Below are 26220 nucleotides of genomic sequence, written 5' to 3'. Positions count from 1 at the left end.
GATTCGAGACACTCATGCCTGAATTGCCGGAAGTCGAAACCACCCGCCGCGGTATTGCCCCGCACCTGGAAGGCCAGCGTGTCAGCCGGGTGATCGTGCGTGACCGGCGTTTGCGCTGGCCGATTCCCGAAGACCTTGATGTGCGGCTGTCCGGGCAGCGCATCGTGCTGGTCGAGCGGCGCGCCAAGTATCTGTTGATCAACGCCGAAGTCGGCACGCTGATCAGCCACTTGGGCATGTCGGGAAACCTGCGGCTGGTTGAGGTCGGGATGCCGGCGGCCAAGCATGAGCATGTCGATATCGAACTGGAGTCGGGCCTGGCCCTGCGCTACACCGATCCGCGGCGTTTCGGGGCGATGCTCTGGAGCACCGACCCGCTCAATCACGAATTGCTGATCCGTCTGGGTCCGGAGCCGTTGACCGATCTGTTCGATGGCGAGCGGTTGTATCAGCTGTCACGCGGGCGGTCGATGGCGGTCAAGCCGTTCATCATGGACAACGCCGTGGTGGTGGGGGTCGGCAATATCTACGCGACCGAAGCGCTGTTCGCCGCCGGCATCGATCCGCGCCGCGAAGCCAAGGGCATTTCCCGGGCGCGTTACCTGAAGCTGGCGATCGAGATCAAACGCATCCTCGCTGCCGCCATCGAGCGCGGCGGCACCACGTTGCGCGATTTCATTGGTGGCGATGGGCAGCCGGGGTATTTCCAGCAGGAACTGTTTGTCTACGGTCGCGGTGGCGAGCACTGCAAGGTCTGTGGCACGGGCCTGCGGGAAATGAAGCTCGGCCAGCGCGCCAGCGTCTGGTGTCCGCGCTGCCAGAGCTGAGCAGGGCGTCCGAAAAAGTCCTACGGTCTATAGTGAGATGTCTCACTGTTCAGCCCGAAGGATCGTGCCATGAAGTCCTTGCAAACCCTCATCGCCGCACTGCTGCTGTGCTTCAGTCTGACCGTTCAGGCCACCGAAGGCGGCAGCGGTGATCCGCGTTACGCCATCCAGAATCCACCGGCCTACGCCATGCTCGGCGATCTGCTGATTGCCCGACCATTGCTGGTGGTGGCGACGGTGATCGGCGCCGGGGCATTTGTCGTGTCGTTGCCGTTCACCGCGCTGGGTGGCGGGATTGGCGATGCGGGAGAGGCGCTGGTGGTGGCGCCGGCGAAAGCGGCGTTCGTGCGTTGCCTGGGCTGCACAGGGGAGGGGTTCGAGCAGCGTGAATGACGCGATCGCAGCCGGGAGCTGCGATCGGATTCAGTGGCTCAAGCCTTGCCGGTGATCTTGCGGTACTTCTCCATCAACTGTTCTTCAGTCTCCGGATGGGCTTCGTCCAGTGGAATGCAATCCACCGGGCAGACCTGCTGGCACTGCGGCTCGTCGTAGTGGCCGACGCACTGGGTGCACAGGTTCGGGTCGATCACGTAGATCTCTTCGCCTTGGGAGATGGCGGCGTTCGGGCACTCGGGTTCGCAGACGTCGCAGTTGATGCAATCGTCGGTGATGATCAGGGACATGCTAACTCCAGCCGGGGCGGGGAGCCCGGGCGCTATGAATCAATGCGCGCAATTGTGCCGCATTGGCGCCCGTAGTGCACGCGGGCGCCGTTTGAACGGTCGTTACTTCTTGAAGCGCAGGGTCAGGGCCTCGGCCACCGCCGGGTGGACGAACTTGCTGATATCGCCGCCCAGGGCCGCGATTTCCCGCACCAGGGTCGAGGAAATGAACGAATAACGTTCGGACGGGGTGAGAAACAGGCTCTCCACATCCGGCGCCAACTGGCGGTTCATGTTGGCCAGCTGGAATTCGTATTCGAAGTCCGATACCGCGCGCAGGCCACGCAGGAACACGTTGGCGTTCTGCTCTTTGGCGAAATGTGCCAGCAGCGTCGAGAAGCCGACCACTTCCACGTTCGGCAGGTGTTTGGTGACCTCGCGGGCCAGCTCGACCCGTTGTTCCAGCGGGAACAGCGGATTCTTCTTGGGGCTGGCGGCGACGGCAATGATCACGTGGTCGAACAGGCGCGAGGCGCGTTCGACCAGATCGCCATGGCCCTTGGTAATAGGGTCGAAGGTACCTGGGTACAACACTCGGTTCATCGCGTCGTCCTGGCGGGAATCCGTTGGGGAGTCGGATGGTATCGCAGCCGTCCCGGTCGGGAAAGTCGGCTGTTGGGTAAGAAAGCACTATAGACGATCGGAATTTTCGTCTTTTTCACGGGTTTCTCAGCCGTTCGCCGAGGGATGTCGCCAGTTGCGCCGTCAGACCGTACACCGACAACTGCGGGTTGGCGCCGATGCTGGTGGGGAACAGCGAGCCGTCATGGATCGACAGATTGCTCAGTTGATGATGGCGGCCGAGGCTGTCGGTGACGGCGGTTTTCGGGTCTTCGCCCATCGCGCAACCGCCCATGACGTGGGCGCTGCCCAGACGGGTGCGATACAGCTCCAGACTCAGGCTGTCGATCAACGAGCGGGCCTCGGCCAGGCTGTTCACGTAGCGCGCATCGGCGTGCATCGGCATCACCGCTTTGGCGCCGCCGGCGAACTGGATTTCCGCCATGCTGTGGAATGAGCGGCGCAGACCCTCCCAGGTGTAAGGCGACACCTGATAGTCGAGCACCGGCGAGCCGTCACCGCGCAACTCGACGCTGCCGCCCGGGCTGTCCGGGTGAAAACCGTCACGCAGCAGGGCCAGCATCGCGTGGGTGTGCGGCAGGTCCGCCATGTGTTGCGCGCTTTCCTGACCGAAACCACCGAGCAACGTGGCAGCCAGCGCCGGGTGCAGCGGTGGCACTTCGAGTTTGTAGGCCATCGGGCCAGTGGTGCCGTCCTTCCACTGGAAATGATCTGAATAGATCGACTGCGGCGCGCCGTAGAACGGGTTGATGACTTCGTCGAAACGCCCGGCGGACATGTTCACCAGATGCAGGAAGGTGCGCTTGCCCAGCCGTTGGTGCGGATCCGGTGCATCCGAGCGCATCAGCAGCGCCGGGCTGTTGATCCCGCCGCCGGCCAGCACGTAATGCCGCGCCTTGACGTTGATCGTGCGTCCAGTCGGCTCGACGCAGCGTTCGTCCATCGCCACGCATTGCAGGCCGGTGACCTTGTCGCCGCTGATCAAAAGCTTTTCGGCCCGGGCCAGATAGAGCAGTTCGCCACCCTTTTCCAAAGTCGCCGGAATGGTCGTGACCATCATCGATTGCTTGGCGTTGGTCGGGCAGCCCATGCCGCAGTAGCCGAGGTTCCAGCAGCCACGCACGTTGCGCGGGATCACGTGCCAGCTGTAGCCGAGCTGTTCGCAGCCTTTGCGGATCACGTCGTTGTTGGCGTTGGGCGGCACCATCCACGGGGCGACGCCGAGTCGCTGCTCCATTTTTTCGAACCACGGCGCCATGTCGGCGGGGCTGTGGCCTTTGACGTTGTGCTCCCTGGCCCAGTGTTCGAGGGTCGGTTCGGGGGTGCGAAAACTCGATGTCCAGTTGATCAGGGTCGTGCCGCCGACCGCGCGGCCCTGAAGAATGGTGATCGCGCCGTCCTTGCTCATGCGGCCGATGCCTTCCTGATAGAGGCTGCTGTAGGCCTGGTCCTCCAGCAGTTTGAAATCGCTGCTGGTCTTGAGCGGGCCTTCTTCGATCAGCAGAACTTTATAGCCGGCGGCGCTGAGGATTTCCGCCGTGGTCCCGCCGCCGGCGCCGCTGCCGATGATGGCGACATCGGCTTCCAGAGTCAGGTGATCGCTGAGTTGCGCGCCGTTGTAGGTTTTCCAGCCACGGGCAAGGCCTTCGCGAAACGGGTCGGGTACGGGCATCGATCAGGTTCTCTTATTATTGTTATGCGTGGGTCGCCAGGCTCAAACGGCGGGCGGACCGGGGTAACCACAATGGGCCCAGGATTCGGCGCGGGTGTACCAGGCCATCATCACCATTTGCAGCAATGAGCTGTGGCCCATGCGCAGCAGGCTCAGGGAGCTGTTTTCCCAGCGCTCGAGGAAGTGGCGGATCGCCTCGGGGCTGGCGTTTTCCCAACTGCCCCAGATTCCGGTCAATGGCCCGCGCGTCACCGCCATGCCCAGCACGTCGAACAGTTGTCGCGTGAGCTTGAGCATTTCCGGCGACAGGTGATCGAGGCTGTAGTCCAGCGACTTAAGCGTTCCGTCGACAGCAGCGGGCATCTTTTCCACAGCAACGGCGCCATCCAGCATCACTGGAATCAGCGCGCGCAGAAACAGCAGATCGCCGCTGCGCAACGTGGCGAATCCATTGGCCGATACGCTCGACGAACAGCCGCTGAGGCTGGCACCAAGGCCAGCGGTGGCGAGGAAAGCCGTGGCGCCGAGGCTGAATTTCAGCAGGCCACGGCGCGACAGGGCAGGTGTTTCGGTCAGGCTTGGGTGCATTATTGTTATTACCCGGCGGTGACGTTAGCGAATGAACAGTTTCTGGATCAGTTTCTGAATGGGTTTACCGTAAGGCGGGTAGATCAGCTTTGCCGCGTTGAAGCGCTGTTTGACCAGCACGCCTTTGGCCTTGCTGAACGTCAGAAAACCTTCGTGACCATGGTAATGCCCCATGCCTGACGGGCCGATGCCGCCGAACGGCATGTCGTCCTGCGCCACATGCAGCAGCGTGTCGTTGAGGCAGACGCCACCCGAATGGGTTTCGCTGAGCACGCGCTTCTGTTCGTGCTTGTCGTAGCCGAAGTAGTAAAGAGCCAGAGGACGTGGCCGCTGATTGATGTAAGCAAATGCCTGATCCAGATCCTGATACGGCACGATCGGCAACAGCGGGCCGAAGATCTCGTCCTGCATCACCGTCATCTCGTCGCTGACATTCAGCAGCAGGCTGTGCGGCATGCGTCGGCCCTGACCCTGATCGAACAGCGGAATCAGCAGCGCGCCTTTGCTGGTGGCGTCGCTGAGGTAGCTGTTGAGCCGCGCCAGTTGGCGCTCGTTGATGATGGCGGTGTAGTCCGGGTTGTCGGCGAGTGTCGGATAAAACCCGCGCACGGCCTGGCGATAGGCTTCGACGAAGCCGCCGATGCGCTCTTCCGGGACCAGCACGTAGTCCGGGGCCACGCAGGTCTGGCCGGCGTTGAGGGTCTTGCCGAAAGCGATGCGCTCGGCGGCGTCCTTGAGCGGCACGCCGCGGGAGACGATGGCCGGGGATTTGCCGCCCAGTTCCAGGGTCACCGGCGTCAGGTTTTCCGCCGCCGCGCGCATCACGCGCCTGCCGACGCTGGTGGAGCCGGTGAACAGCAGGTGGTCGAAGCGCATCTTCGAAAACGCCACGCCGACATCGGCCTCGCCGAGCACCACGCACACCAGATCTTCGGGGAAGATCCGCGCCAGCAGTTCCTTGAGCAAAAGGCCCGTGGCCGGGGTCGATTCGCTGAGCTTGAGCATCACCCGATTGCCGGCCGCAAGGGCGCCGGTCAACGGGCCGATGGCCAGGAACAACGGGTAGTTCCACGGCACGATGACGCCCACCACGCCCAGCGGCTGGTACACGACTTTCGCCGATGCGGGCTGGAAGGCAACGCCGACTTTGCGTTTTGAAGGTTTCATCCACTGACTGATGTGCTGGCTGGCGTAGTGAATGCCGTGCAGGCTCGGCATCAGTTCGGCGAGCAGGGTTTCATCGGCGCTGCGGTGGCTGAAGTCGGAGCTGATGGCGTCGATCAGGGCCTGCCGCTCGCTGCTCAGCAAATCGCGCAGGGCTTTGAGCCATTGCTGGCGCTGGGCCGCAGGCGGCATCGGGTTGGCGGCGTAGGCGGCACGCTGCGCGTCAAACAGCCGGTTAAGCTCTTCCAGCGGCTGTTGCAGCGTTTGCAGGTAGGCAATATCGGCAGTCATCGGCGGCTCCGGAGTTGTTGTTGTGAGGAGCTTTTTAGAGTCTATGCTCTAGAAAGTCAAATGGCTTCCTTGCGCATCCTGGTTTTATCCCGTTCCGGTTAGGCCGTAAGATGCCCCCCAACGCACTCTGAATTAAAGCTCAAGCCATGGCCCCACGGATCAAAACCAGCGAGCGCATCGTGCAGAACAGCCTCGAGCTGTTCAATCAGCAGGGCGAGCGCAGCATCAGCACCAATCACATCGCCGCCCACATGGAGATTTCTCCGGGCAATCTGTACTACCACTTCCCCAACAAGCAGGCGATCATCGCCGTGCTGTTCAGTGAGTACGAAAGCCTGGTGGACAGCTTCCTGCGTCCGCCTCAGGGCCGTGCTGCGACGGTCGAAGACAAGCGCTTCTATCTCAAGGAGCTGCTGTCGGCAATGTGGCGCTACCGTTTCCTGCACCGCGATCTCGAGCATCTGCTCGACAGCGATCCTGAGCTGGCCGGGCGCTACCGGCGCTTCTCCCAGCGCTGCGTGATCCAGGGCGCGGCGATCTATGAAGGGTTCGTTGCCGCCGGCATCCTGAAAATGGATCGGGTGCAGATCGAATCCCTGACCCTCAACGCGTGGATCATTCTCACCTCGTGGGTGCGCTTCCTGTGCACGACCCGGGAAAATTCCAACTACCTCAGCGAACAGGCCATCAAACGTGGCGTGTATCAGGTGCTGGTGCTGGAAGCAGGGTTCGTCACCGAGCAGGCCCGCGATGAGGTCAACGCCTTGTTCGAAGAATTCTACGTGCCGCTGGCCCAGGCCCTCGAAGAAAGACCCTAATCCCATTTCCTCACTGGAGTCGTTCGCTATGCCGATTGCGCAACTGATCAGCCCGACCGCACTGGATGCCCGCAAGGCGCAACCGGGGCTGGTGATTCTCGATTGCCGTTTTGCCCTCGAAGACCCGGATTATGGCCAGCGCAGCTATGCCGAGGGGCACATTGCCGGGGCACATTTCGCCGATCTTGAGCGCGACCTCAGCGGCCCAGTGACCAAGGGTGTCACCGGACGCCATCCGCTGCCGGAGCCGGTGGCGCTGATCGAACGCCTGCAAGCGTTCGGCATCAACAATGACAGTGACGTGGTTCTGTATGACGACGGTCCCGGTGCCTATGCGGCACGGGCCTGGTGGTTGCTGGCGTGGCTGGGCAAACGCGACGGCGTGTTCATTCTCGATGGCGGGCTCAAGGCCTGGCATGCGGCTGGGCTGCCGTTGAGTCTCGATCCACCGTCAGCGGCCCGGGGCAACTTCAGCGGCCAGCCGGACATGAGCCTGCTGCTCAGCGCCGAGCAATTGCAACAGCGCCTCGGCCAGCCGGCCCTGACCCTGCTCGATGCCCGAGCGCTGCCGCGTTTCAAGGGCGAAGTGGAGCCGATCGACCCGATCGCCGGGCACATCCCCGGCGCACAATGCGCGGCGTTTACCGACAACCTGGGCAGCGACGGGCGTTTCCTGCCGGCCGATCAGCTCAAGCAGCGTTTCGCCGCGAAACTCGGCGAGCGCTCGCCGGCCGATCTGGTGGCTTACTGCGGCTCCGGGGTGACGGCGTGTCACAACCTGTTTGCCCTGTGTCTGGCGGGTTACCCGTTGGGTTCGCTGTATGCCGGATCGTGGAGCGAGTGGATCAACGATCCTGCGCGCGGTATCGCCACCGGCGAGTAAACGCTCAGCGATCCAGCCGCGCGCTGCGATAGGCTGCGGGGCCTACGCCGTAAACCTGTTTGAACTGCCGGCTCAGATGGCTCTGGTCGGCAAATCCCAGCTGCGTGGCGACTTCCACCGGCAGGCAGCCGCTCTGCAACAAGCCGCGCGCGCAGGCGATTCGCTGCTGCATCAGCCAGCTGTGCGGCGGCATGCCGGTGGCGCGGCGGAACACCCGGGCGAAGTGGAAGGGCGAGAGGTTCACCGCCGCCGCCAGTTCTTCCAGCGAGGGCGGCGCCGCCAGTTGCGCGTGCAGCAACTCCTTGGCCATTGCCACCGCGCGATGCTCCTTGCCGGGCTTGCCGTTGATCTGCACCGCCGCGTGACGCTGCAACAGCAACATCATCATCTCGCGCCACACCGTTTGCTGTTGCAGTGCGGTGGCGGGGCTTTCGAGCAAGCGGTGCAACTGACAGAACCCGTTGACCAGGTCCGGATCGCGATAGAGCGTCGCACCGAAGGCCGGCATCGGTGCGGTCGGCAATTCCAGCTCATTCAAGAGCCCGACGATCTGCCCGGTGTCGGGATAAAACGCCCGGTACAGCCAGCCGTCCTCGGTGCCCTTGTGGCCGTTATGCACTTCGTCCGGATTGATCAGCACCAGCGTGCCGCTGCCCGCCAGGTGTTCGGCGCCGCGATAACGGTAGCGCTGGGCGCCGGCCATGATCATGCCGATCACATAACCGTCGTGGACGTGCGGGGCGAAACGATGCTCGATGTAGCGCGCGGTCAACAGCTCGACCCCGGCCAGGGGCGCGGCTTGCCAGAAGCGGATCGACTCGCCCTGATCGCTCATGACCTCACCCGCGCCCCGCGTCGGCCAGCCACTGCGGAATCCGTCGTTCCAGGTAATAACCCGGCTGACGGAGCGTGCCGTCGACGAAACCTACATGCCCGCCCTTGTTCTGCAATTCGAACTGCGTCGTGGCCGACAATTCACTGGCCGAAGGCAGGCTGTGGGGAAACACGAACGGGTCGTCCGCTGCCTGAATGATCAGGGTCGGTGTGCGGATCTCACCGAGAAAGTAACGGCTGGATGCCCGGCGATAATAATCCTCGGCATCGGCGAACCCGTGCAGCGGCGCGGTCACCCGGCCATCGAAATCCCAGAAGGTACGCATGTTTTCCAGTGAGCCGAGGGCGGCCAGCGCGGCGAGACCGTCCTCGCGTCCGTCGTGCTGGAACTGGCGCTGCTTGTTCTTGATGTAGGCGACCATCTCGCGCATGAAGTGCGCCTGATAGACCTTCGAGAAGCCCTGGCCGATACGGTCGGCACATTGATCGAGGCGAAACGGCACCGACACCGCCACCGCGCCGAGCACGCCGCTGGCACTGCCGGTTTCCCCCAGATGCTTGAGCAGCACATTGCCGCCGAGGGAATAGCCGACCGCATACAGCGGCGCCAATGGCCGCTTGGCTTTCAGATGGCGGATGGTTTCGGCGAGGTCTTCGCTGGCCCCGGAATGGTAGCTGCGGGGCAACAGATTCGGCTCGCCGGAGCAGCCGCGCCAGTTCAGCGCAACACTGGCCCAGCCTTGCGCGGCGAGGGCTGCCTGGATTCCGGCGACGTAAGGCGAATTGGAAGAACCGGTCAGCCCGTGCAGCACCAGCACTAGAGGCGCGTCGGCGCTGTGCGGGCCGTGCCAGTCGAGGTCGAGGAAGTCGCCGTCGTCCAGCCACAGCCGTTCGCGCTGGCGATCAAGGTGCACGGTTTTACGCCATAGCGGCCCCCACAAGGTTTGCAGGTGTGGATTGCCGAGGCCGAAGGCGGGTGTGAAGCGAAATCCGGGTTCTGAAGGAGAAAGAGGTGCGCGCACAGTAAATCTCGACGGTGTCATGCATGAAGTGGTCGCCACACAAAGGGCTGCCACTTCAAGGGAGATCTAACTTGCCACAAAGCCTGCATCAGCGCGACACGAATGCCCGGACGGCTCGACGGTCGGGACAGTGGCCGGTTGCGGCAGCGGCAGTTGGGGTACCGTCGGGCCCACGGTCACTACCCGCCACTGATCGTCAGGCAGATGTTTGTCCACTGCCATTCTGATCTGCTCCAGCGTCAGGCTCTGCACCTGTTGCGCGAAGAAATCCAGGTCGAGCGGCAAGTGATGACGGTTGATCTCGGTCAGGCGCGCGAGAATCTGCTCGTTGCTGGCACTGTCTGTGATGTTGGCGTTGGCCAGTCGGCGTTTGAAGTGATCGAGTTCCTCCTGCGAGGGGCCGTCACGCCGGAAATTGCTGAGCATCGATTTCACCAGTGCCACCGTTTCATTCGCGAATTGGGGGCTGGTCTGCAGAGCGATTGATGTCAGTCCGCCGCCTGCCCAGTCTTTGGTGCGAATGCTGACGCCGTATACCAGGCCTCGTTTGTTGCGCAGTTCTGTCATCAGGCGGGAGTTCGCACCACTGCCGAAAATCAGCGTCCCGGCATACAGCGCAATGAAATCCTCGTGTTGGCGCGACAGGCTGGGTTGCCCAAGCAATACGTGAGTCTGTTCTTGTGTGCGCTCGACATGGTGATGCATTTGAGTGCCGAACGCTTTGGGCGGTTCGACTGCGGGCAGTGCAACGATGGGCGCGGGTAGCGCGTTGGCGATTTGCAGGCTGATGGCCTGTGCCTGTTCGACGGAAAGGTCTCCCACCAACGTAATTTGTGTCTGGCTTGCCGAGTGGGTTTGTCGGTGGAACGTTTGAACGGCCTGACGGGTGATCGAGGTCATGTCGGCATCGGTTCCGTAGATCGAGCGGGCGTAGGGCGTGTCCGGAGCCAGCAGCTCCTGAAGGTGTTGCCTGGCAATGTCAGCAGGTTGTTGCTGTTGTGCCAGCTGCAAGCCACGAAGCTCGCTCTTGACCCTCAGCAGCGCTTCATCGGAAAGGGAGGGCTGCCCCAGCATTTGCGTAAACAGTTGCAGCGCCGGGGCGCTTTTGTCTGGATCGCTGAGGCTGCGCAACGTGAACGTGGCACGCTCCTGATCCAGAACCATACCGACTTTCGCACCCAGCCCGTCAAAGACTTCGGCGATCGCTGCATGGTCATTCTTGCCGCTCACCCCCTCGTTGAACAGGCTGAATGTCAACGCTGCCAGACCGGGGTTGTCGCCATCGTGTGCACTGCCGGCGGCGAAACTGACGTGAACATCGAACATCGGCAACTCCGTCGTACGGATGAATAACGTTTTGATGTCTGTCGTGGTTTTCCAGCCCTTGATGGTCAATGGGCGTGGCGTCTGTCGGGTCGTGTCTGTTTCCGACAGCGATTGCAATCGTGATTTGGGAAAACCGGCTGGCGCAGTATCGGCAGCAACCGGACTGGCAGACAGCCAGAGGATGAATGCAAAACCGGCCATGGCAGACCGAAAGAGGTGCGCAGATTTATCCATGTTTTTTCTCCGCAAGCACGTGGGCTGTGCTGAGGCGTTCGCGGATCAGGTACTTTTCAGCGACCTGGCGGAGGTCCTCGGGGGTCACTTTCTTGAGCTCGGCGATCTCCTGATCGAGCAATTGCCACGACAGGCCAGCGCTCTCGAGGGCGGCCAGATGTATGGCAGTGTTCATGATCGAATCCCGGGCAAAAACTCTCTGGGCGATCAGTTGGGTCCGTGCGCGTTCCAGTTCTTCGGGAGAGGGGGGCGTGGTGCGCAGTTCTTCGAGCAGATCCCAGACGCGTATTTGTGCGGTTTCCGGGCTGGTGGGTTGTGAGCTGTCGAGGCGGGTGCTCAATGTCAGAAGAGTATCGCCGCGACTGTAAAGGTCGTAGCTGGCGCTGACATGGCTGAATACATGTTCCTTGTGTTGCAGGTGTTTTTGCAGGCGAGCGCTCTGGGAGCCTGCCAGCAACATTTCCATCAGGCGCAGCGCATGCGCAGTCCGGTATGTATCTGCCGTAGCCAGGCTGGGAACGTTGAACGCCATGATCAACTGCGAGGCGGGCACCGGTTGGTTGAGGATGAGGCGGCGTTCGCCTGGCTGCGGCAATTCGCGCGGTTTTACGGTTTGGGTGGGGGGGCGACTGGCGAGGCCGCCGAAGTAGCGTTGAGCCAGAGGTTGAACGTAATCGAGGGTGACGTCGCCGACGACAACCAATGTGGCATTGCCAGGGGCATAGCGTGACTCATACCAGTCGCGCAACTGAGCGGTGTTCAAGGTGCGCAGGTCGTTCATCCAGCCGATGACGGGGGTCCGATAGCTGCTGGAGGGATAGGCCAGGCTTTCCAGACGCTCCATTGCAGTGTCCAGGGGACTGTCTTCCACACTCAAGCGGCGCTCTTCTTGAATGACATTTATCTCGGAAGCGAAATCTTCAGGTTTGAGGTGAGCAGTCGACATCAGATCGGCCATCAGTTCGAATGCGACCCCAAGATAAGGCTTGGGCAAAGTCTGGTGGTAGGCAGTGACGTCTTTGCCGGTAAAGGCATTTTCCGATGCCCCCAGGGATTCCAGTATGGCGGATGCCTCGCCCGGACAGGTCTTGCTGCTGCCCTTGTAAAGCATGTGTTCCAGCGCGTGTGACAGTCCGGTCTGGCCCGGTGCTTCGTCAGCCGATCCGACCTTGAACCACAGTTGGGAAGTGACCAGCGGGGCCCGGTGATCCTCGCGGACGATGACCTTCAGGCCGTTGTCCAGCAGAAACTCATGGGTGGTCGGTGGTGGGGCGGCCAGCGCCAACAGCGGGGCCAGGGCCAGGCAAGGCAGCATCCTGCTGCACAAAGTGTCCATAAATGATGGGTCCTCAATGGATTACTGAAATGGCGTAATCCACTGTGGAGATTTTGCGCGGGCGGCGTGCGGTAGTTATCTACCGCGCGCCAGATTCGGCGTTCGCCAGACGATTGTCAGAGAGAGGGCAGGCCCCGTTGCCATAACGCGTAGTACACCCGCCCGGATTTTTGCTCGCGGTGCAGGCGCCAGTTGCCCGGCAGGCCGAGGGTCGATGGCGCGGTTTCGCTTTCAGTGTAGATCCACGAATCGTCGGCCAGCCATTGGCGCTCTTCCAGCAGCGTGCACACGGCGGGCAGCAGGTTCTGATTGAACGGCGGGTCGAGGAACACCAGGTCGAACGCAGTGGCGGTCTGAGTTTCCAGATATCGCAGCGCATCGGCGGTCTGTACGTGACCGTTGGTGCAGCGCAGCGTGCCGAGGTGTTCTTTCAGGCTGGACACCGCGACATGGCTGGCATCCAGCGCCTGACCCAGGGCCGCGCCACGGGACAGCGCTTCCAGAAACAGCGCGCCGCTGCCGGCGAACGGGTCGAGCACCTTGGCCCCGGCAACGTACGGCGCGAGCCAGTTGAACAGGGTTTCGCGCACCCGGTCCGGGGTCGGACGCAGGCCCGGCGCATCAGGAAAGCTCAGCTTTCGGCTGCGCCATTCGCCGCCGATGATGCGCAACTGGTTCACACCGTTGTGCAGTTTTTGTACAGGTTTCTTTGGACTGGCCATTAATGCTCCGGAACCCCGAGCGGCTGCTCGGCAGGTTTATCAGATGGGGCCGGTAACGGCTTTTGCGGCACGGTCGGGCCAGCGCTGACGATGACCAGTTTATCCGTGCTCAAGTGTTTGTTGAGGACGTCGCGAACCTGCTCGACCGTCAGGCTCTGGGACTGACGCATGAAGTCGTCCAGATAACTCAGCGGCAGGTTGTAGAAGCCCATGGCGCCGAGCTGGCCAACGATATCGGCGTTGCTCGCGGTGGACAGCGGGAAGCTGCCGGCCAGTTCGCGCTTGGCGTCGTCGAGTTCTTTCTGGGTCGGGCCGGTCTTGAGGTAGTCGGCGAGCACGTCCTGCACCAGTTTCAGGGTGCCTTCGCTCATCTCCGCGCGGGTCTGCAGGTTGATCATGAACGGACCCCGAGCCTGCATCGGGCTGAAGGCCGAATACACGCCGTAGGTCAGGCCGCGCTTCTCGCGCACTTCGCTCATCAGTCGGGTGCCGAAACCGCCACCGCCGAGGATCTGGTTGCCCATCGACAGCGCGGCGTAGTCCGGGTCATCACGGTCGATGCCCAGTTGCGCAATCATCAGGTTGGTCTGCTTCGACGGAAACTCGATGTGGCCGATGCCGGCTTTCGGCTCGGTCGGTTGCTCGACTTTCCCCAGTGCCGGGCCTTTTGGCAGCGCGGCGGACACCTGATTGGCAATCGCCACGGCTTCGCTACGGGACAGATCGCCCACCAGCGCGATCACCACGTTGCCGGCTGCATAGGCCTTGGCGTGGAACTCACGCAGTTGCGCCAGCGTGATCTTCGGCACGCTTTGCGCATTGCCGTCGCTGGCGTGGGCGTACGGGTGATCGCCGTAGAGGCGCTTCATCAGCTCCAGGCTGGCGAGTTTGCCGGGGTTCTGTTTCTGGTATTCGAAACCGGCGAGCATCTGGTTCTTGATGCGCGCGAAGGAGTCAGCCGGGAAGGTAGGTTTGCCCACTACTTCCGAGAACAGCTTCAGCGCTGGCTCGCGCTTGTCGGCGGCACTCAGACTGCGCAGCGACGCGATGGCCATGTCTTTATAGGCGCCGTTGCCGAAATCCGCGCCCAGGCCTTCAAAGCCCTGAGCGATGGCACCGACATCCTTGCCCGCCACGCCTTCGTTGAGCATGGCGTTGGTCAGCAGGGCCAGGCCCGGCGCGTTGCCGTCCTGGCTGCTGCCGGCGGAAAAGATCAGGCGCATGTCGAACATCGGCAGTTCGCGAGCCTCGACGAACAGCACCTTGGCGCCTTCGGCGGTGTTCCAGGTCTGCACGTCGAGCTTGCGGCTGGCCGGGGCCTTGCCGTCTAGCTCGGCCAGCGATTGCAGTTTCTGGCTGGACTTGGCGTTATCCAGCGCTTCGCTGGCCTTGGTGTTGTCGCTCGGCACCAGATAGAACGCGGCGGAGCCGATGATGGCCACGGCGATCAGGCCGAGCAGCAGGCGTGGGGTTTTGCGCTCACTCATGAGTCGTCTCCAGTGGCAGGACGTGGGCGACGCTGAGACGTTCGCGGGTGAAATACAGCTTGGCGGCGTTCTGGATGTCTTGCGGGGTGACGCTTTCCAGATCGGCCAGTTCGGTGTCCATCAGCTTCCACGACAGACCGACGGTCTCCAGCTGGCCGATGGCGGTGGCCTGGCTGGTGATCGAATCACGCTCGAAAACCAGGCCGGCGATGACCTGCGCGCGTACGCGCTCCAGTTCTTCGGCGGACGGCGCGGTGGTTTTCAGCTGTTCCAGCAGTTTCCACAGACCGGCTTCAGCCTGGGCCATGGTTTTTTTCTTCTGGGTGTTCGGCGTGGCCGACAGGGTGAACAGGCTGTCACCGCGAGTGTAGGCGTCGTAGCTCGACGAACCGCCGGACACCAGCTCTTCACCGCGCTCCAGTTGGGTCGGGATGCGGCCGCTGTAGCCGCCGTCCAGCAACGCCGAGATCAGGCGCAAGGCGTTGACCGAACGTTTGTCTTCGGCGGTGGCGATGCTCGGGACGTTGAAACCGAGCATCAGGCTCGGCAGTTGGGTCTGCACGTGCAGGGTGATCTGGCGTTCACCGGGCTCGGCCAGTTCCAGCGGTTTTTTCGCCGGCGGCACGTCACGCTTCGCGATTGGCCCGAAGTAGCGCTGGGCGAGGGTCTTCACCTCGTCCGGGGTCACGTCGCCGACCACCACCAGCGTGGCGTTGTTCGGCACGTACCAGGACTGATACCAGTGACGCAGCTCTTCGACCTTCATCCGCTCAAGGTCAGCCATCCAGCCGATGGTCGGCGTGTGATAACCGCTGGCCGGGTAGGCCATGGCCTTGTAGCGCTCGAAGGCCTTGGCCATCGGCTTGTCGTCGGTGCGCAGGCGGCGCTCTTCCTTGATGACTTCGATTTCCTTGGCGAACTCGTCGGCCGGCAGGCGCAGGTTGGCCATGCGGTCGGCTTCCAGTTCGAAGGCCACGCCCAGACGGTCGCGGGCCAGCACCTGGTAATAAGCGGTGAAGTCGTCGCTGGTGAAGGCGTTCTCTTCGGCGCCGAGATCGCGCAGGATCAGCGAGGCTTCGCCGGGACCGACTTTCTCGCTGCCCTTGAACATCATGTGCTCGAGGGCGTGGGAGAGACCGGTCTGGCCCGGGGTTTCGTAGCTGGAACCGACCTTGTACCAGACCTGCGACACCACCACTGGCGCGCGATGGTCTTCGCGCACGACGACCTTCAAACCGTTGTCGAGAGTGAATTCATGGGTCGGTTGCGGATCGGCCGCCAGGGCCGAAAGGGGCAGGCAGACTGTGCTGAGCAGCAGGCCTGCGGCGCGGCGGGCTAGAGCATTCATTCGTTTTTAAACCTGTTGGGCTGCCCGCTTGGTCTTAGCGTCGGCGGGCGAGAGGGTGCTAGGATACTGATCCGTTTTACCGGCGACCACGCCTATCCGGTTTTGAAACCTGATCAGGTTGTATGGGTTTGCGGCAGAAGGCTTTGGTTTATCAGCTAAACTTCGCTTTTTCGCCGATTTTGCCGGCCAGTCCTTTATTAAAACGATTCTTTTGAGGTGCCGTTGGTGCCTCGACAAAATGTTGCGCGTGAACAAGCTGGGTGAAACACAGTCTGTTCTGCATCGAATATTTATTTGCCGGGGCGCCCCTGTGGCGCGTCGCTACCGTGAGATAGCCGTCCTCCATGTTTGGTTCCAACGACGACAAGAAGACCCCAGCTGCGGCTGGCGAGAAGAAAAGCCTGTTCGGATGGCTGCGCAAGAAACCGCAGGAACCCGTCGTCGAACAGCCGACTGCCATTCCTGAGCCAGCCCCTGCGCCCGCTCCCGCAATAGAAGAAGCGCCGGCGCCGGTTGTGCTGCCGATCGCCGAGCCGGTGCTGCAACCGGTGGTCGAGGCCGAGCCTGAAGCGCCGGCTGCCGCCGAATTGCCGCTGTCCCCGGCCAGCGAGCCGTGGCTGAGCTTACCGGTGGCGGAAGAGCCGGTGGCGCTGGTTGAAGAGGCTGCGCCGCACGTTACACCGCCGATTCCTGCACCGGTTGCGTTCGCCCCCGAACCTGTTCAGGCGCCGGTGGTGGAAGCTGCTCCGGTCATTCCAGAACCTGTGGTTGCTGCCCCGGTTGCTCCGATTGTTGAAGCGCCCGAGCCTGCACCTGCACCTGCACCGGTCGCCGTAGCGCCAGTCGCTCCTGTGGAAATCCAGGTTGAAACCCCGTTAGAGGCCCCGCGCACCGAAGAAACCAAGGCCGGCTTCTTCGCCCGCCTCAAGCAAGGCCTGTCCAAGACCAGCGCCAGCATCGGCGAGGGCATGGCCAGCCTGTTCCTCGGCAAGAAAGCCATCGATGACGATCTGCTCGACGATCTCGAAACCCGCCTGTTGACAGCCGACGTCGGCGTCGAGGCGACTTCGGTGATCATCCAGCGCCTGACCCAGAAGGTCGCGCGTAAAGAGCTGGCCGATTCCGACGCCCTGTACAAATCCCTGCAGGCCGAGTTGGCCGCAATGCTCAAACCGGTCGAGCAGCCGCTGAAGATCGCTTCCCAGAACAAGCCATTCGTGATTCTGGTGGTTGGCGTCAACGGCGCCGGCAAGACCACCACCATCGGCAAACTGGCGAAGAAACTGCAACTGGAAGGCAAGAAAGTCATGCTCGCTGCCGGTGACACCTTCCGTGCCGCGGCTGTCGAGCAGTTGCAGGTCTGGGGCGAGCGCAACAAGATTCCGGTGATCGCCCAGCACACGGGCGCGGACTCGGCTTCGGTGATCTTTGATGCCGTGCAGGCCGCCAAGGCCCGTGGCATCGACGTGCTGATCGCCGACACCGCCGGTCGTCTGCACACCAAAGATAACCTGATGGAAGAACTGAAAAAGGTTCGCCGGGTGATCGGCAAGCTCGACGCCGACGCGCCGCACGAAGTGCTGCTGGTGCTCGACGCCGGCACCGGCCAGAACGCCATCAACCAGGCCAAGCAGTTCAACCAGACCGTCGAACTGACCGGCCTGGCGCTGACCAAGCTCGACGGCACCGCCAAGGGCGGGGTTATTTTCGCCCTGGCCAAGCAGTTCGGCCTGCCGATCCGCTATATCGGCGTCGGTGAAGGCATCGACGATCTGCGTACCTTTGAAGCCGAACCCTTTGTCCAGGCACTGTTTGCCGAGCGGGAGCGTTCATGATTCGTTTCGAACAGGTCGGTAAGCGCTACCCGAACGGTCACGTCGGCTTGCATGAGCTGAGCTTTCGAGTCCGTCGCGGCGAGTTCCTGTTTGTCACCGGCCACTCCGGTGCCGGTAAATCCACGTTGTTGCGCCTGCTGCTGGCGATGGAACGTCCGACCAGTGGCAAGCTGCTGTTGGCCGGGCAAGACCTGAGCACCATCAGCAATGCACAGATTCCGTTCCTGCGTCGGCAGATCGGCGTGGTGTTCCAGAACCATCAACTGCTGTTCGATCGCACGGTGTTCAACAACGTCGCGCTGCCGTTGCAGATTCTCGGGCTGTCCAAGGTCGAAATCGCCAAACGTGTCGATTCGGCGCTGGAGCGCGTGGCGCTGTCGGACAAGGCCGAGCTGTATCCGGGCGACCTGTCGACCGGTCAGCAACAGCGCGTCGGCATTGCCCGCGCCATCGTTCACCGTCCGGCCCTGCTGCTGGCGGACGAACCGACCGGTAACCTCGACCCGCGTCTGGCGGCCGAGATCATGGGCGTGTTCGAAGACATCAACCGTCTGGGCACCAGCGTGCTGATCGCCAGTCACGACCTGGCGCTGATCGCGCGCATGCGCCATCGCATGCTGACCCTGCAACGCGGCCGATTGATCGGCGACGGGGAGGCCGGCGTATGAGTGCGACACGTAGTCCGAAGGTTTCCGAGCGTGTGGCCCCGAAGGCCGCCGATCCGCAACCGCCAAAGAAGAAAAAGCACGACGATGACGACGGCCCGGACTTCGCCACGCTGTTCCGTGCCTGGATCGAAAGCCATCGCGCCAGCTGGATCGACAGCCTGCGCCGTCTCGGCAAGCAGCCGATCGGCAGCTTCTTCACCTGCATGGTGATGGCGGTTGCGCTGAGTCTGCCGATGGGTCTTTCGCTGTTGCTGAGCAATGTCGAGCGCCTGGGCGGTTCGTGGCAGCGTGCGGCGCAGATTTCGCTGTACCTGGAGCTTGAGGCGAGCCCGGCTCAGGGTGAAGCATTGCGCGACCAGATCAAAGGTATGCCGGGCGTAGCTGATGCTGAATATGTCGGCCGCGACCAGGCGCTGGAAGAGTTCCAGCAGCAGTCGGGACTGGGCGAAGCCCTGCGCGAACTGCCGGAAAACCCGCTGCCGGGTGTGGTGCTGGTGACGCCGAACGAGGTCGACAAGTCGACCCTGGAAGCATTAAGACAAAAACTTTCCGAGCTGCCCAAGGTACAACAGGCGCAACTTGATCTAGTCTGGGTCGAGCGTCTGGCCGCCATCCTCAAGCTCGGCGACCGTTTCGTGTTCGGTCTGACGGTGTTGCTGGTTTCCGCATTACTTTTGGTGATAGGCAATACCATTCGTCTTCATATTGAAAACCGCCGCACCGAGATAGAAGTGATTAAACTCGTCGGCGGCACCGACAGCTATGTGCGTCGTCCCTTCCTTTATATGGGCGCGTTGTATGGCTTCGGTGCGGGGCTGCTGTCCTGGGGTGTATTGGCGTTCGGCCTGAACTGGCTGAACGATGCGGTGGTCGGGCTGGCCGGCTTGTACGGCAGCGATTTCGCACTGGCCGGCGTGCCAGTTGCCGATGGTCTGTCGCTCTTGCTTGGCGCGGTGCTGTTGGGTTATATCGGTGCATGGATTGCAGTCGCACGTCATCTCAGGGAGCTGGCGCCGAAGTAGAATCTTTTTTGCGCGTGATTGACCTTTCAGTGGTTAAGGAAACTTTCATTTGAGTTTCCGGTCAATTTTTCGCAATGCTGAAAAGCATGAGTATGTAAGTCGGAGGTTTTTCCGTATGTCCAATTCTTTGCAACCTGCGTATGCATTGGTTCCAGGCGCAAACCTGGAAGCCTACGTGCACACCGTCAACAGCATTCCATTGCTGACGCCGGAGCAGGAGCGTGAACTGGCCGAGAGTCTCTACTATGAGCAGGATCTGGGGGCGGCTCGGCAGATGGTGCTCGCCCACCTGCGGTTTGTCGTACACATCGCCCGTAGCTATTCCGGCTACGGTCTGGCTCAGGCTGACCTGATCCAGGAAGGTAACGTCGGCCTGATGAAGGCGGTGAAGCGTTTCAACCCGGAAATGGGCGTGCGTCTGGTGTCCTTCGCGGTGCACTGGATCAAGGCCGAGATTCACGAGTTCATCCTGCGCAACTGGCGGATCGTGAAGGTCGCGACCACCAAGGCCCAGCGCAAGCTGTTCTTCAACCTGCGCAGCCAGAAGAAGCGTCTGGCCTGGTTGAACAACGAGGAAGTCCACCGTGTGGCGGAAAGCCTCGGCGTCGAGCCGCGTGAAGTGCGTGAGATGGAAAGTCGCCTGACCGGCCATGACATGGCCTTCGACCCGGCTGCGGAAGCAGACGACGACAGCGCTTTCCAGTCGCCGGCCAATTATCTGGAAGACCACCGGTACGACCCGGCGCGTCAACTGGAAGATGCCGACTGGAGCGACAACTCCAATCACAACCTGCACGAAGCGCTGGAAGTGCTGGACGAACGCAGCCGCGACATCCTCTACCAGCGCTGGCTGGCAGAAGAGAAAGCCACGCTGCACGACCTGGCGCAGAAGTACAACGTGTCGGCCGAGCGGATCCGTCAGCTCGAGAAGAGCGCGATGAACAAGCTCAAGTTGTCGATTGCCGCATAACCGGTAGTCCGGCAATAAAAAAACGCCCCGATCAGTGATGATCGGGGCGTTTTTGTTTGCCTGTCAGAACGTCATTGGGCCCAGGGCGCGCGGCGCGAATCATTCAGTGTCAGCAGGTAGCTGTCGCCACCCAGCTGGCTCATTTGCTGGCGAATCCAGCCGGCCCGGCGCGACACGTAAGCGGTCGGATGACTGGCGCTCCAGATCCGGGGATTCGGCAGCACAGCCGCCAGATAACTCGCCTGCTGCCGGGACAGCGACCTGGCGCCTACGCCAAAGTGATGCCTTGCCGCCGCTTCGGCGCCAAACACGCCGTCATCCCACTCGACGCTGTTCAGGTACACCTCAAGAATCCGCTGCTTGGGCCAGAACACTTCGATCAGCGCGGTGAACCACGCCTCCAGGCCCTTGCGCAGATAGCTGCGGCCGGACCACAAGAACAGGTTCTTCGACACTTGCTGGCTCAAGGTGCTGGCACCACGGATCGAACCGCCGAGTTCGTTGTGGGCCAGTGCTGCCTTGATCGCACTTAGGTCAAAACCCCAATGCTCGGGGAATTTCTGGTCTTCGCCGGCAATCACCGCGACCTTCAGGTCATCGGAGATCTCGTCCCACGGTTTCCAGGTGCGTTGCAGATCGATCGGCTCGCCGTCGACCCAGGACTCTATCTTGCGCTCGACCATCAGCGCCGTGAACGGTGGCGGCACAAAGCGAAACACCAACACCAGCAATACGCTGCCGCCCGCGAACCAGAGCAGGGCCTTCATGAAACGACGGAGAAATAAACGCAGCATAGAGATGGCTTGGCCGAACCGGTTGAGCGGGCCATTATACAGACCCTGCCGATCGAGTCTGACTGGAGTTCTACATGCTGCGTAGCTTTCTGATGCTGGCTGCCTTCTTTGGTTTCACCGGTGTCGGCCTCGGCGCATTCGCCGCCCATGGCTTGAAAAACCGCCTGACACCCGAATACCTGGCGATCTTCCACACGGGCGTTACCTATCAACTGGTGCACGCGCTGGCGCTGTTCGGCGTGGCGCTGCTGGCCACGCAGCTTCAGGGGCGGCTGGTCGCCTGGGCCGGCATCTCGTTCAGCGTCGGCATCCTGCTGTTTTCCGGCAGCCTGTACCTGCTGACCACCCTCGGCATCGGCAAGCTCGGCATCATCACCCCGTTGGGCGGTCTGGCATTCCTGATTGGCTGGCTGTGCCTGGGGCTGGCCGCCTGGCGCCTGTATCCAACCGCTTGACGCTTGGTGCTGACCTTTAGGTCATGATCGGGCTAGAATGCCACCCCCTAAAAAGTGATGGCGGCGTTGCGCATGCGCATTCAGTTGAACGGTGAATCCTTTGAACTGCCCGACGGTGAAACCGTTGCGGCCCTGCTGACCCGTCTGGATCTGACCGGACGCCGCGTCGCGGTCGAACTCAATCTGGATATCGTCCCGCGCAGCCAGCATGCCGACACCACGCTCAACGACGGCGACAACGTCGAAGTGGTGCACGCCATCGGCGGCGGCTGATCGCCAGGCCTGCATCGGCCGAGAATTCTGCAAGACCCTCACCCCAACAGAGGATTCCCCATGAGCATCGTTCGTAGCGACAAGCCTTTCGTTCTGGCCGGTCGTACTTACCAGTCGCGTTTGCTGGTCGGTACCGGCAAGTACCGTGACATGGAAGAAACCCGCCTGGCCATCGAAGCCTCGGGTGCCGAGATCGTCACCTTCGCCGTGCGCCGCACCAATCTGGGCCAGATCGAAGGCGAGCCGAACCTGCTCGAAGTGCTGTCGCCGGATCGCTACACCTTCCTGCCGAACACCGCCGGTTGCTACGACGCAGTCGAAGCCGTGCGCACCTGCCGACTGGCCCGTGAGCTGCTCGATGGCCACAATCTGGTGAAGCTGGAAGTGCTGGCCGACCAGAAAACCCTGTTCCCCAACGTGATCGAAACCCTCAAGGCCGCCGAAGTGCTGGTCAAGGAAGGCTTCGACGTGATGGTTTACACCAGTGATGACCCGATCATCGCCCGGCAACTGGCGGAAATCGGCTGCATCGCGGTCATGCCGCTGGCCGGTCTGATCGGTTCGGGCCTGGGGATCTGCAACCCGTACAACCTGCAGATCATCCTCGAAGAAGCCAAGATCCCGGTGCTGGTGGATGCCGGTGTCGGCACCGCTTCCGACGCCACCATCTCCATGGAACTGGGCTGTGACGCGGTGCTGATGAACTCGGCCATCGCCCACGCCCAGCAGCCGATCATGATGGCTGAAGCCATGAAACACGCGATCGTCGCGGGCCGCCTGGCCTACCTCGCCGGCCGCATGCCGAAAAAACTCTATGCCAGCGCCTCTTCGCCGCTGGATGGTCTGATCAAGTAAGAGCTATTGATGACTGAATCGAACGACACGCCAATCCAGCCGGAAGAAGGCGACGAGCGCCAACACCGCCGCATCAAGAGTTTCGTGATGCGCGCCGGGCGCATGACCGAAGGCCAGCAGCGCGGCCTGGATCAGGGCGCACCGAAGTTCGTCCTGCCGCTGGCCGATGCGCCGGTGGATTACGACCAGGTGTTCGGCCGTTCCGCGCCGCGTTCGCTGGAGATCGGTTTCGGCATGGGCCACTCGCTGCTGGAAATGGCCGCCGCTGCGCCGGAACAGGATTTCATCGGTGTCGAGGTTCACCGTCCGGGTGTCGGCGCGCTGCTCAACGGCGTGCTGACTCAGGGCCTGACCAACCTGCGGGTCTATGATTGCGACGCGATCGAAGTGCTCAACCGCTGCATCGCCGACAACAGCCTCGATCGCCTGATGCTGTTCTTCCCGGATCCGTGGCACAAGAGCCGTCACCACAAGCGCCGCATCGTTCAGGCGTCCTTCGCTGAACTGGTGCGCAGCAAGCTGAAGGTTGGCGGCATTCTGCACATGGCCACCGACTGGGAACCGTACGCCGAATACATGCTGGAAGTGATGAACGTCGCCCCGGGCTATCGCAACCTCGCCGAAGACGGCAAGTGCGTACCGCGCCCGGCCGAACGCCCGATCACCAAGTTCGAACGCCGCGGCGAACGTCTTGGGCATGGTGTGTGGGATCTGAAGTTCGAAAAGCAGTCGTAAGTACTGCGCAGTGATCGTTCCCACGTCGAGGCTTCGAACCGTCTGCGTGGGAATGCCTCGATGGACGCTCCGCGTCCGCTTCAGGGACGCAGAGCGTCCCGGGCTGCATTCCCACGCGGAGCGTGGGAACGAGCACGTTGGAGATCAGCGGCGGTCAGCGACCACGCCAATCAACACCAGCACCACCAACAACACCGGCGCCAGGCTGTAGTTGTTGAACTGGCTCAAGCCCTTCACCACCCAGGGTGTGGCGTAGATCAGCGCCGCGCCGCTGCCGATCATGCACAGCAGGGCCATCAGCGGCACGCGCAGGGCGCCGGCGATGCTGCCCAAGCGTTGTTCGACCCAGCCCTTGAAGTCGGCGCCGAACAGCACCAGCAGACAGCCCACCAGGGCCAGAGCGATTTCCGAGAGGTTGCTGCGGCTCCAGCGGGACACGGTGGCGAGCAGGTCGAGAATCAAATCCATGTTTTTTCCTTAGGGCTGCCGTTGGGCGTTGGGCTCAGCTCAGAAATTTCTGCAGCAAGTCGTTGAGGAACAGTTGTCCGCGCTCGGTGGCCGCCAGACGTGACGGTTCGACCTGCAACAGACCGCTTTGTTCGGCCTCGCGCCGGTGTTCGTCGAGGCTCTCCAGCGGCAGACCGGTGCGCTCCGGGTACAGGCGTGATTCGACGCCGGCGGTCAGGCGCAGGGCGTTCATCAGGAATTCGAACGGCATCTCGTCGTTGGTCAGGGCTTTCTCGCCGGCCTGGAAGCTTTTGGCCGGGTTGAGGTAGTCCTTCGGCAGGCGCGTCTTCCAGGTGCGCACGATGCGCCCGTCCGGATGGCTGAGCTTGCCGTGAGCGCCGGCGCCGATGCCGATGAAGTCGCCGAAGCTCCAGTAATTGAGGTTATGCCGCGCCGGGCGACCGGGTTGCGCGTAGGCCGAAACTTCGTACTGCGCGTAACCGTGCTCGGCCAGCAGCGCCTGCCCGGCCTCTTGAATGTCCCACAGCGTGTCGTCTTCCGGCAGCACCGGCGGCTGGTTCCAGAACACGGTGTTCGGCTCCAGTGTCAGCTGATACCAGGAAATGTGCGTCGGTTTCAGCTCGATCGCCTGGCGCAGATCGCTCAGAGCATCGTCCAGCGACTGGTCCGGCAGGCCGTGCATCAAGTCGAGGTTGAAGTTATCGAACCCGGCCTGGCGCGCCATGCCGGCGGCGCGTACCGCTTCGTCGCCGTTGTGGATACGGCCGAGGGCCTTGAGCTTTTCCTGCTGGAAGCTCTGGATGCCGATCGACAGGCGATTGATCCCCAGTTTGCGGTAGGCGACGAACTTCTCTTGTTCGAAGGTCCCGGGGTTGGCTTCCAGGGTGATTTCGATGTCATCGGCAAACGCAATGCGTTGTTTCACGCCTTCCAGCAAGCGACCAAGGGCTTCGGCACTGAACAGGCTCGGCGTGCCGCCGCCAAAGAAGATCGAACTCAACTCACGGCCGTACACCGCGTGCAGATCCTGGTCGAGGTCGGCCAGCATCGCGTCGACGTACTCCTGCTCCGGCAGCACCGGGCTGGCGGTGTGGGAGTTGAAGTCGCAATACGGACATTTGCGCACACACCAAGGGATGTGGATGTACAGCGCCAGGGGCGGCAGCGTCGGCAACGGCGCCCGAGGCGAGGAGGCGGCGCCGCCGATAATCAGCGACGACGCGGAGGAGCTATCGGTCATTTCAAGCCCAGACGCTGGCGCAGCAGAACCATTGCACGGGCGCGGTGGCTGATCTGGTTCTTGTCGCTCGGGCTCAGCTCGGCGCTGGACACGTTGCGCTCCGGCACCCAGAACAGTGGGTCGTAGCCGAAACCGTGCTCACCGCTGGCGGCGGTCAGAATGCGCCCGTGCCACAGACCTTCACAGAGGATCGGCAGCGGATCATCGGCATGACGCACCAGTGCCAGTACGCAGACGAACTGCGCGCCGCGCTCGGCTTCAGGCACGTCCTTCAAGGCGTCGAGCAGTTTGGCGTTGTTCGCCGCATCGCCCTTGCCGTCGGCGTAGCGCGCCGAGTAGATGCCCGGCGCACCGCCGAGGAAATCCACCGCCAGGCCCGAATCGTCGGCCAGCGCCGGCAGCCCGGAAATGCGCGCAGCATTGCGGGCCTTGAGGATCGCGTTCTCGACGAACGACAGACCGGTTTCTTCCGGCTCCACGCTGCTGAATTCGCCGATCGAGCGCAGTTGCACCGAGTCGCCGAGCATGGCCTGGAGTTCCTTGAGTTTGCCGGCGTTATGGCTGGCCAGTACGAGTTGCGTGAGATTGATCATTGGCCAGGGAAAAGCTCTTGGTTGAAATTGAGGGTGTTGATCTTGTCGCCGGTCTGCACCTTGATTTCAAAGGTGCGGGTTTCCTGCTGCTCCACCGGGTACTGGGCGATGTAGTAGATCGCGCCCTGTTCGGTGATCTGGCGGAAAGTCAGCGGCACGCTCTGGCTGGTCAGGTCCTTGACGGTGCCGGTGACCTGGGCGATCAGCGGCTTGCCGTCCTTGATCACCGAGACATTGATCACACCCTGGTTCTTGCTGCGGATCAGCTCGGCAGCCTTGGCGATGTCCGGCGTCAGGAAGGTCGAGTTGAAGGTGTTGTAATGCACGGTGACATCACCGAACACTTCCTTGCGTTCGCCCTTGATGGCATCGGCGGCCACGGCCGACAGGCTCAGGCAGGCGGCCAATAGCGCGGTAATCAAGCGTCCCATGTTCGTTCTCCTCGCAATGTCGTGG

Annotated in this window: 30 protein-coding genes; 12 read left to right on the top strand and 18 right to left on the bottom strand. The window is 62.2% G+C overall.

Annotated elements, in window-relative coordinates; translation table 11 throughout:
* Window positions 1-14: 14 nt before the first annotated feature.
* Window positions 15-827, top strand: a complete 813-nt coding sequence (mutM, locus tag ACEN93_RS15125; protein ID WP_007953423.1) for a bifunctional DNA-formamidopyrimidine glycosylase/DNA-(apurinic or apyrimidinic site) lyase — start codon at window positions 15-17, stop codon at window positions 825-827.
* Window positions 828-896: 69 nt separating this feature from the next.
* Complete coding sequence (locus ACEN93_RS15120) at window positions 897-1220, top strand: multidrug transporter (protein WP_074690137.1); 324 nt, start codon at window positions 897-899, stop codon at window positions 1218-1220.
* Between the two features lie 38 nt (window positions 1221-1258).
* Here the strand turns inward: ACEN93_RS15120 and ACEN93_RS15115 are convergent, their stop codons facing one another.
* The 5 genes from ACEN93_RS15115 to ACEN93_RS15095 all read right to left on the bottom strand — a co-directional run bounded on the left by ACEN93_RS15115 (window position 1259) and on the right by ACEN93_RS15095 (window position 5846).
* Window positions 1259-1510 carry a YfhL family 4Fe-4S dicluster ferredoxin gene (locus ACEN93_RS15115; protein WP_003195146.1) on the bottom strand — a complete coding sequence of 84 codons (252 nt, stop codon included), beginning with the start codon at window positions 1508-1510 and terminating at the stop codon, window positions 1259-1261.
* Window positions 1511-1612: 102 nt separating this feature from the next.
* Complete coding sequence (gene coaD / locus ACEN93_RS15110; protein WP_007953414.1) at window positions 1613-2092, bottom strand: pantetheine-phosphate adenylyltransferase; 480 nt, start codon at window positions 2090-2092, stop codon at window positions 1613-1615.
* Between the two features lie 115 nt (window positions 2093-2207).
* Window positions 2208-3803 (bottom strand): GMC family oxidoreductase, encoded by a 1596-nt coding sequence (locus ACEN93_RS15105; protein ID WP_495610221.1) that lies wholly within the window; start codon window positions 3801-3803, stop codon window positions 2208-2210.
* A gap of 42 nt (window positions 3804-3845) precedes the next feature.
* Window positions 3846-4391, bottom strand: coding sequence for a hypothetical protein (locus ACEN93_RS15100; protein ID WP_039767912.1), 546 nt, complete (start codon window positions 4389-4391; stop codon window positions 3846-3848).
* Window positions 4392-4415: 24 nt separating this feature from the next.
* On the bottom strand, window positions 4416-5846 hold the full coding sequence (locus tag ACEN93_RS15095) for a coniferyl aldehyde dehydrogenase (protein ID WP_495610220.1): 1431 nt from the start codon (window positions 5844-5846) through the stop codon (window positions 4416-4418).
* Window positions 5847-5992: 146 nt separating this feature from the next.
* Between ACEN93_RS15095 and ACEN93_RS15090 the strand changes: the two genes are divergently transcribed.
* Together ACEN93_RS15090 and ACEN93_RS15085 are read left to right on the top strand one after the other, a co-directional pair.
* On the top strand, window positions 5993-6664 hold the full coding sequence (locus ACEN93_RS15090) for a TetR/AcrR family transcriptional regulator (RefSeq protein ID WP_039767914.1): 672 nt from the start codon (window positions 5993-5995) through the stop codon (window positions 6662-6664).
* Window positions 6665-6692: 28 nt separating this feature from the next.
* Window positions 6693-7547, top strand: coding sequence for a sulfurtransferase (locus tag ACEN93_RS15085; RefSeq protein WP_163976725.1), 855 nt, complete (start codon window positions 6693-6695; stop codon window positions 7545-7547).
* Between the two features lie 4 nt (window positions 7548-7551).
* Here ACEN93_RS15085 and ACEN93_RS15080 read toward each other — a convergent pair whose 3' ends face one another.
* The 8 genes from ACEN93_RS15080 to ACEN93_RS15045 all read right to left on the bottom strand — a co-directional run bounded on the left by ACEN93_RS15080 (window position 7552) and on the right by ACEN93_RS15045 (window position 16202).
* Window positions 7552-8382 carry an AraC family transcriptional regulator gene (locus ACEN93_RS15080; protein WP_039767916.1) on the bottom strand — a complete coding sequence of 277 codons (831 nt, stop codon included), beginning with the start codon at window positions 8380-8382 and terminating at the stop codon, window positions 7552-7554.
* A gap of 4 nt (window positions 8383-8386) precedes the next feature.
* Window positions 8387-9424 (bottom strand): hydrolase, encoded by a 1038-nt coding sequence (locus tag ACEN93_RS15075; protein WP_163976723.1) that lies wholly within the window; start codon window positions 9422-9424, stop codon window positions 8387-8389.
* A gap of 45 nt (window positions 9425-9469) precedes the next feature.
* Window positions 9470-10963, bottom strand: a complete 1494-nt coding sequence (locus tag ACEN93_RS15070; protein ID WP_495610219.1) for a M16 family metallopeptidase — start codon at window positions 10961-10963, stop codon at window positions 9470-9472.
* Window positions 10956-12299 (bottom strand): M16 family metallopeptidase, encoded by a 1344-nt coding sequence (locus ACEN93_RS15065; RefSeq protein ID WP_039767918.1) that lies wholly within the window; start codon window positions 12297-12299, stop codon window positions 10956-10958. Before ACEN93_RS15065 ends, ACEN93_RS15070 begins: the two co-directional genes overlap by 8 nt.
* A 116-nt stretch (window positions 12300-12415) precedes the next feature.
* Entirely contained in the window at window positions 12416-13021 is a 606-nt protein-coding gene (rsmD, locus tag ACEN93_RS15060; protein ID WP_085611985.1) for a 16S rRNA (guanine(966)-N(2))-methyltransferase RsmD, read from the bottom strand.
* Window positions 13021-14508: a M16 family metallopeptidase gene (locus tag ACEN93_RS15055; RefSeq protein WP_495610218.1), complete on the bottom strand. Its 1488-nt coding sequence runs from the start codon at window positions 14506-14508 to the stop codon at window positions 13021-13023. Before ACEN93_RS15055 ends, rsmD begins: the two co-directional genes overlap by 1 nt.
* On the bottom strand, window positions 14501-15856 hold the full coding sequence (locus ACEN93_RS15050) for a M16 family metallopeptidase (protein WP_085605895.1): 1356 nt from the start codon (window positions 15854-15856) through the stop codon (window positions 14501-14503). Before ACEN93_RS15050 ends, ACEN93_RS15055 begins: the two co-directional genes overlap by 8 nt.
* A 151-nt stretch (window positions 15857-16007) precedes the next feature.
* Entirely contained in the window at window positions 16008-16202 is a 195-nt protein-coding gene (locus ACEN93_RS15045) for a hypothetical protein (RefSeq protein WP_039767922.1), read from the bottom strand.
* On the opposite strand from ACEN93_RS15045, the gene ftsY reads away from it, so the two are divergent.
* The 4 genes from ftsY to rpoH all read left to right on the top strand — a co-directional run bounded on the left by ftsY (window position 16201) and on the right by rpoH (window position 20351).
* Entirely contained in the window at window positions 16201-17691 is a 1491-nt protein-coding gene (ftsY, locus tag ACEN93_RS15040; protein ID WP_495610217.1) for a signal recognition particle-docking protein FtsY, read from the top strand. The genes ACEN93_RS15045 and ftsY overlap by 2 nt on opposite strands.
* Complete coding sequence (ftsE, locus tag ACEN93_RS15035) at window positions 17688-18359, top strand: cell division ATP-binding protein FtsE (RefSeq protein WP_007953396.1); 672 nt, start codon at window positions 17688-17690, stop codon at window positions 18357-18359. Before ftsY ends, ftsE begins: the two co-directional genes overlap by 4 nt.
* Window positions 18356-19381, top strand: coding sequence for a permease-like cell division protein FtsX (ftsX, locus tag ACEN93_RS15030; protein ID WP_007953395.1), 1026 nt, complete (start codon window positions 18356-18358; stop codon window positions 19379-19381). The genes ftsE and ftsX overlap by 4 nt, the downstream gene beginning before the upstream one ends.
* Before the next feature lie 115 nt (window positions 19382-19496).
* Window positions 19497-20351, top strand: a complete 855-nt coding sequence (rpoH, locus tag ACEN93_RS15025; protein WP_007953393.1) for an RNA polymerase sigma factor RpoH — start codon at window positions 19497-19499, stop codon at window positions 20349-20351.
* A gap of 71 nt (window positions 20352-20422) precedes the next feature.
* Here rpoH and mtgA read toward each other — a convergent pair whose 3' ends face one another.
* A complete protein-coding gene (gene mtgA / locus ACEN93_RS15020; RefSeq protein WP_495610216.1) occupies window positions 20423-21145 on the bottom strand; it encodes a monofunctional biosynthetic peptidoglycan transglycosylase in 723 nt (240 codons plus the stop codon).
* 74 nt (window positions 21146-21219) lie between these two features.
* On the opposite strand from mtgA, the gene ACEN93_RS15015 reads away from it, so the two are divergent.
* The 4 genes from ACEN93_RS15015 (at window position 21220) to trmB (ending at window position 23463) form a co-directional block, all read left to right on the top strand.
* A complete protein-coding gene (locus tag ACEN93_RS15015; RefSeq protein ID WP_163976719.1) occupies window positions 21220-21600 on the top strand; it encodes a DUF423 domain-containing protein in 381 nt (126 codons plus the stop codon).
* 72 nt (window positions 21601-21672) lie between these two features.
* Window positions 21673-21873, top strand: coding sequence for a sulfur carrier protein ThiS (thiS, locus tag ACEN93_RS15010; RefSeq protein WP_007953386.1), 201 nt, complete (start codon window positions 21673-21675; stop codon window positions 21871-21873).
* 60 nt (window positions 21874-21933) lie between these two features.
* Complete coding sequence (locus ACEN93_RS15005; RefSeq protein ID WP_007953385.1) at window positions 21934-22728, top strand: thiazole synthase; 795 nt, start codon at window positions 21934-21936, stop codon at window positions 22726-22728.
* 9 nt (window positions 22729-22737) lie between these two features.
* Complete coding sequence (gene trmB / locus ACEN93_RS15000) at window positions 22738-23463, top strand: tRNA (guanosine(46)-N7)-methyltransferase TrmB (protein WP_495610215.1); 726 nt, start codon at window positions 22738-22740, stop codon at window positions 23461-23463.
* Between the two features lie 144 nt (window positions 23464-23607).
* Here the strand turns inward: trmB and ACEN93_RS14995 are convergent, their stop codons facing one another.
* The 4 genes from ACEN93_RS14995 to ACEN93_RS14980 are packed head-to-tail and all read right to left on the bottom strand — an operon-like array spanning window position 23608 to window position 26195.
* Window positions 23608-23931, bottom strand: coding sequence for a DUF3392 domain-containing protein (locus ACEN93_RS14995; RefSeq protein ID WP_011336381.1), 324 nt, complete (start codon window positions 23929-23931; stop codon window positions 23608-23610).
* Between the two features lie 34 nt (window positions 23932-23965).
* A complete protein-coding gene (gene hemW, locus ACEN93_RS14990; protein ID WP_495610214.1) occupies window positions 23966-25171 on the bottom strand; it encodes a radical SAM family heme chaperone HemW in 1206 nt (401 codons plus the stop codon).
* Window positions 25168-25764: an RdgB/HAM1 family non-canonical purine NTP pyrophosphatase gene (rdgB, locus tag ACEN93_RS14985; protein ID WP_490840595.1), complete on the bottom strand. Its 597-nt coding sequence runs from the start codon at window positions 25762-25764 to the stop codon at window positions 25168-25170. Before rdgB ends, hemW begins: the two co-directional genes overlap by 4 nt.
* Complete coding sequence (locus ACEN93_RS14980; RefSeq protein WP_011336378.1) at window positions 25761-26195, bottom strand: DUF4426 domain-containing protein; 435 nt, start codon at window positions 26193-26195, stop codon at window positions 25761-25763. The genes rdgB and ACEN93_RS14980 overlap by 4 nt, the downstream gene beginning before the upstream one ends.
* Between the last annotated feature and the right edge of the window lie 25 nt (window positions 26196-26220).

It is taken from the genome of Pseudomonas sp. Pseusp21 (assembly GCF_059492145.1).
Note: the sequence above shows the minus strand (reverse complement) of the source record. Positions and strands in the feature narration are given on the sequence as shown.

Coding starts and splice junctions, on each gene's coding strand:
- ACEN93_RS15070 (WP_495610219.1), bottom strand. CDS start 10,963: ATGGATAAATCTGCGCACCTCTTTCGGTCTGCCATGGCCGGTTTTGCA.
- ACEN93_RS15080 (WP_039767916.1), bottom strand. CDS start 8,382: ATGAGCGATCAGGGCGAGTCGATCCGCTTCTGGCAAGCCGCGCCCCTG.
- ACEN93_RS14980 (WP_011336378.1), bottom strand. CDS start 26,195: ATGGGACGCTTGATTACCGCGCTATTGGCCGCCTGCCTGAGCCTGTCG.
- ACEN93_RS15090 (WP_039767914.1), top strand. CDS start 5,993: ATGGCCCCACGGATCAAAACCAGCGAGCGCATCGTGCAGAACAGCCTC.
- coaD (WP_007953414.1), bottom strand. CDS start 2,092: ATGAACCGAGTGTTGTACCCAGGTACCTTCGACCCTATTACCAAGGGC.
- ACEN93_RS15045 (WP_039767922.1), bottom strand. CDS start 16,202: ATGGAGGACGGCTATCTCACGGTAGCGACGCGCCACAGGGGCGCCCCG.
- thiS (WP_007953386.1), top strand. CDS start 21,673: ATGCGCATTCAGTTGAACGGTGAATCCTTTGAACTGCCCGACGGTGAA.
- ACEN93_RS15085 (WP_163976725.1), top strand. CDS start 6,693: ATGCCGATTGCGCAACTGATCAGCCCGACCGCACTGGATGCCCGCAAG.
- ACEN93_RS15050 (WP_085605895.1), bottom strand. CDS start 15,856: ATGAATGCTCTAGCCCGCCGCGCCGCAGGCCTGCTGCTCAGCACAGTC.
- ACEN93_RS15075 (WP_163976723.1), bottom strand. CDS start 9,424: ATGACACCGTCGAGATTTACTGTGCGCGCACCTCTTTCTCCTTCAGAA.
- ftsY (WP_495610217.1), top strand. CDS start 16,201: ATGTTTGGTTCCAACGACGACAAGAAGACCCCAGCTGCGGCTGGCGAG.
- ACEN93_RS15065 (WP_039767918.1), bottom strand. CDS start 12,299: ATGGACACTTTGTGCAGCAGGATGCTGCCTTGCCTGGCCCTGGCCCCG.
- ACEN93_RS15055 (WP_495610218.1), bottom strand. CDS start 14,508: ATGAGTGAGCGCAAAACCCCACGCCTGCTGCTCGGCCTGATCGCCGTG.
- ACEN93_RS15015 (WP_163976719.1), top strand. CDS start 21,220: ATGCTGCGTAGCTTTCTGATGCTGGCTGCCTTCTTTGGTTTCACCGGT.
- ACEN93_RS15120 (WP_074690137.1), top strand. CDS start 897: ATGAAGTCCTTGCAAACCCTCATCGCCGCACTGCTGCTGTGCTTCAGT.
- trmB (WP_495610215.1), top strand. CDS start 22,738: ATGACTGAATCGAACGACACGCCAATCCAGCCGGAAGAAGGCGACGAG.
- ftsX (WP_007953395.1), top strand. CDS start 18,356: ATGAGTGCGACACGTAGTCCGAAGGTTTCCGAGCGTGTGGCCCCGAAG.
- rsmD (WP_085611985.1), bottom strand. CDS start 13,021: ATGGCCAGTCCAAAGAAACCTGTACAAAAACTGCACAACGGTGTGAAC.
- hemW (WP_495610214.1), bottom strand. CDS start 25,171: ATGACCGATAGCTCCTCCGCGTCGTCGCTGATTATCGGCGGCGCCGCC.
- ftsE (WP_007953396.1), top strand. CDS start 17,688: ATGATTCGTTTCGAACAGGTCGGTAAGCGCTACCCGAACGGTCACGTC.
- mtgA (WP_495610216.1), bottom strand. CDS start 21,145: ATGCTGCGTTTATTTCTCCGTCGTTTCATGAAGGCCCTGCTCTGGTTC.
- ACEN93_RS15100 (WP_039767912.1), bottom strand. CDS start 4,391: ATGCACCCAAGCCTGACCGAAACACCTGCCCTGTCGCGCCGTGGCCTG.
- ACEN93_RS15115 (WP_003195146.1), bottom strand. CDS start 1,510: ATGTCCCTGATCATCACCGACGATTGCATCAACTGCGACGTCTGCGAA.
- ACEN93_RS14995 (WP_011336381.1), bottom strand. CDS start 23,931: ATGGATTTGATTCTCGACCTGCTCGCCACCGTGTCCCGCTGGAGCCGC.
- mutM (WP_007953423.1), top strand. CDS start 15: ATGCCTGAATTGCCGGAAGTCGAAACCACCCGCCGCGGTATTGCCCCG.
- ACEN93_RS15095 (WP_495610220.1), bottom strand. CDS start 5,846: ATGACTGCCGATATTGCCTACCTGCAAACGCTGCAACAGCCGCTGGAA.
- ACEN93_RS15105 (WP_495610221.1), bottom strand. CDS start 3,803: ATGCCCGTACCCGACCCGTTTCGCGAAGGCCTTGCCCGTGGCTGGAAA.
- ACEN93_RS15005 (WP_007953385.1), top strand. CDS start 21,934: ATGAGCATCGTTCGTAGCGACAAGCCTTTCGTTCTGGCCGGTCGTACT.
- rdgB (WP_490840595.1), bottom strand. CDS start 25,764: ATGATCAATCTCACGCAACTCGTACTGGCCAGCCATAACGCCGGCAAA.
- rpoH (WP_007953393.1), top strand. CDS start 19,497: ATGTCCAATTCTTTGCAACCTGCGTATGCATTGGTTCCAGGCGCAAAC.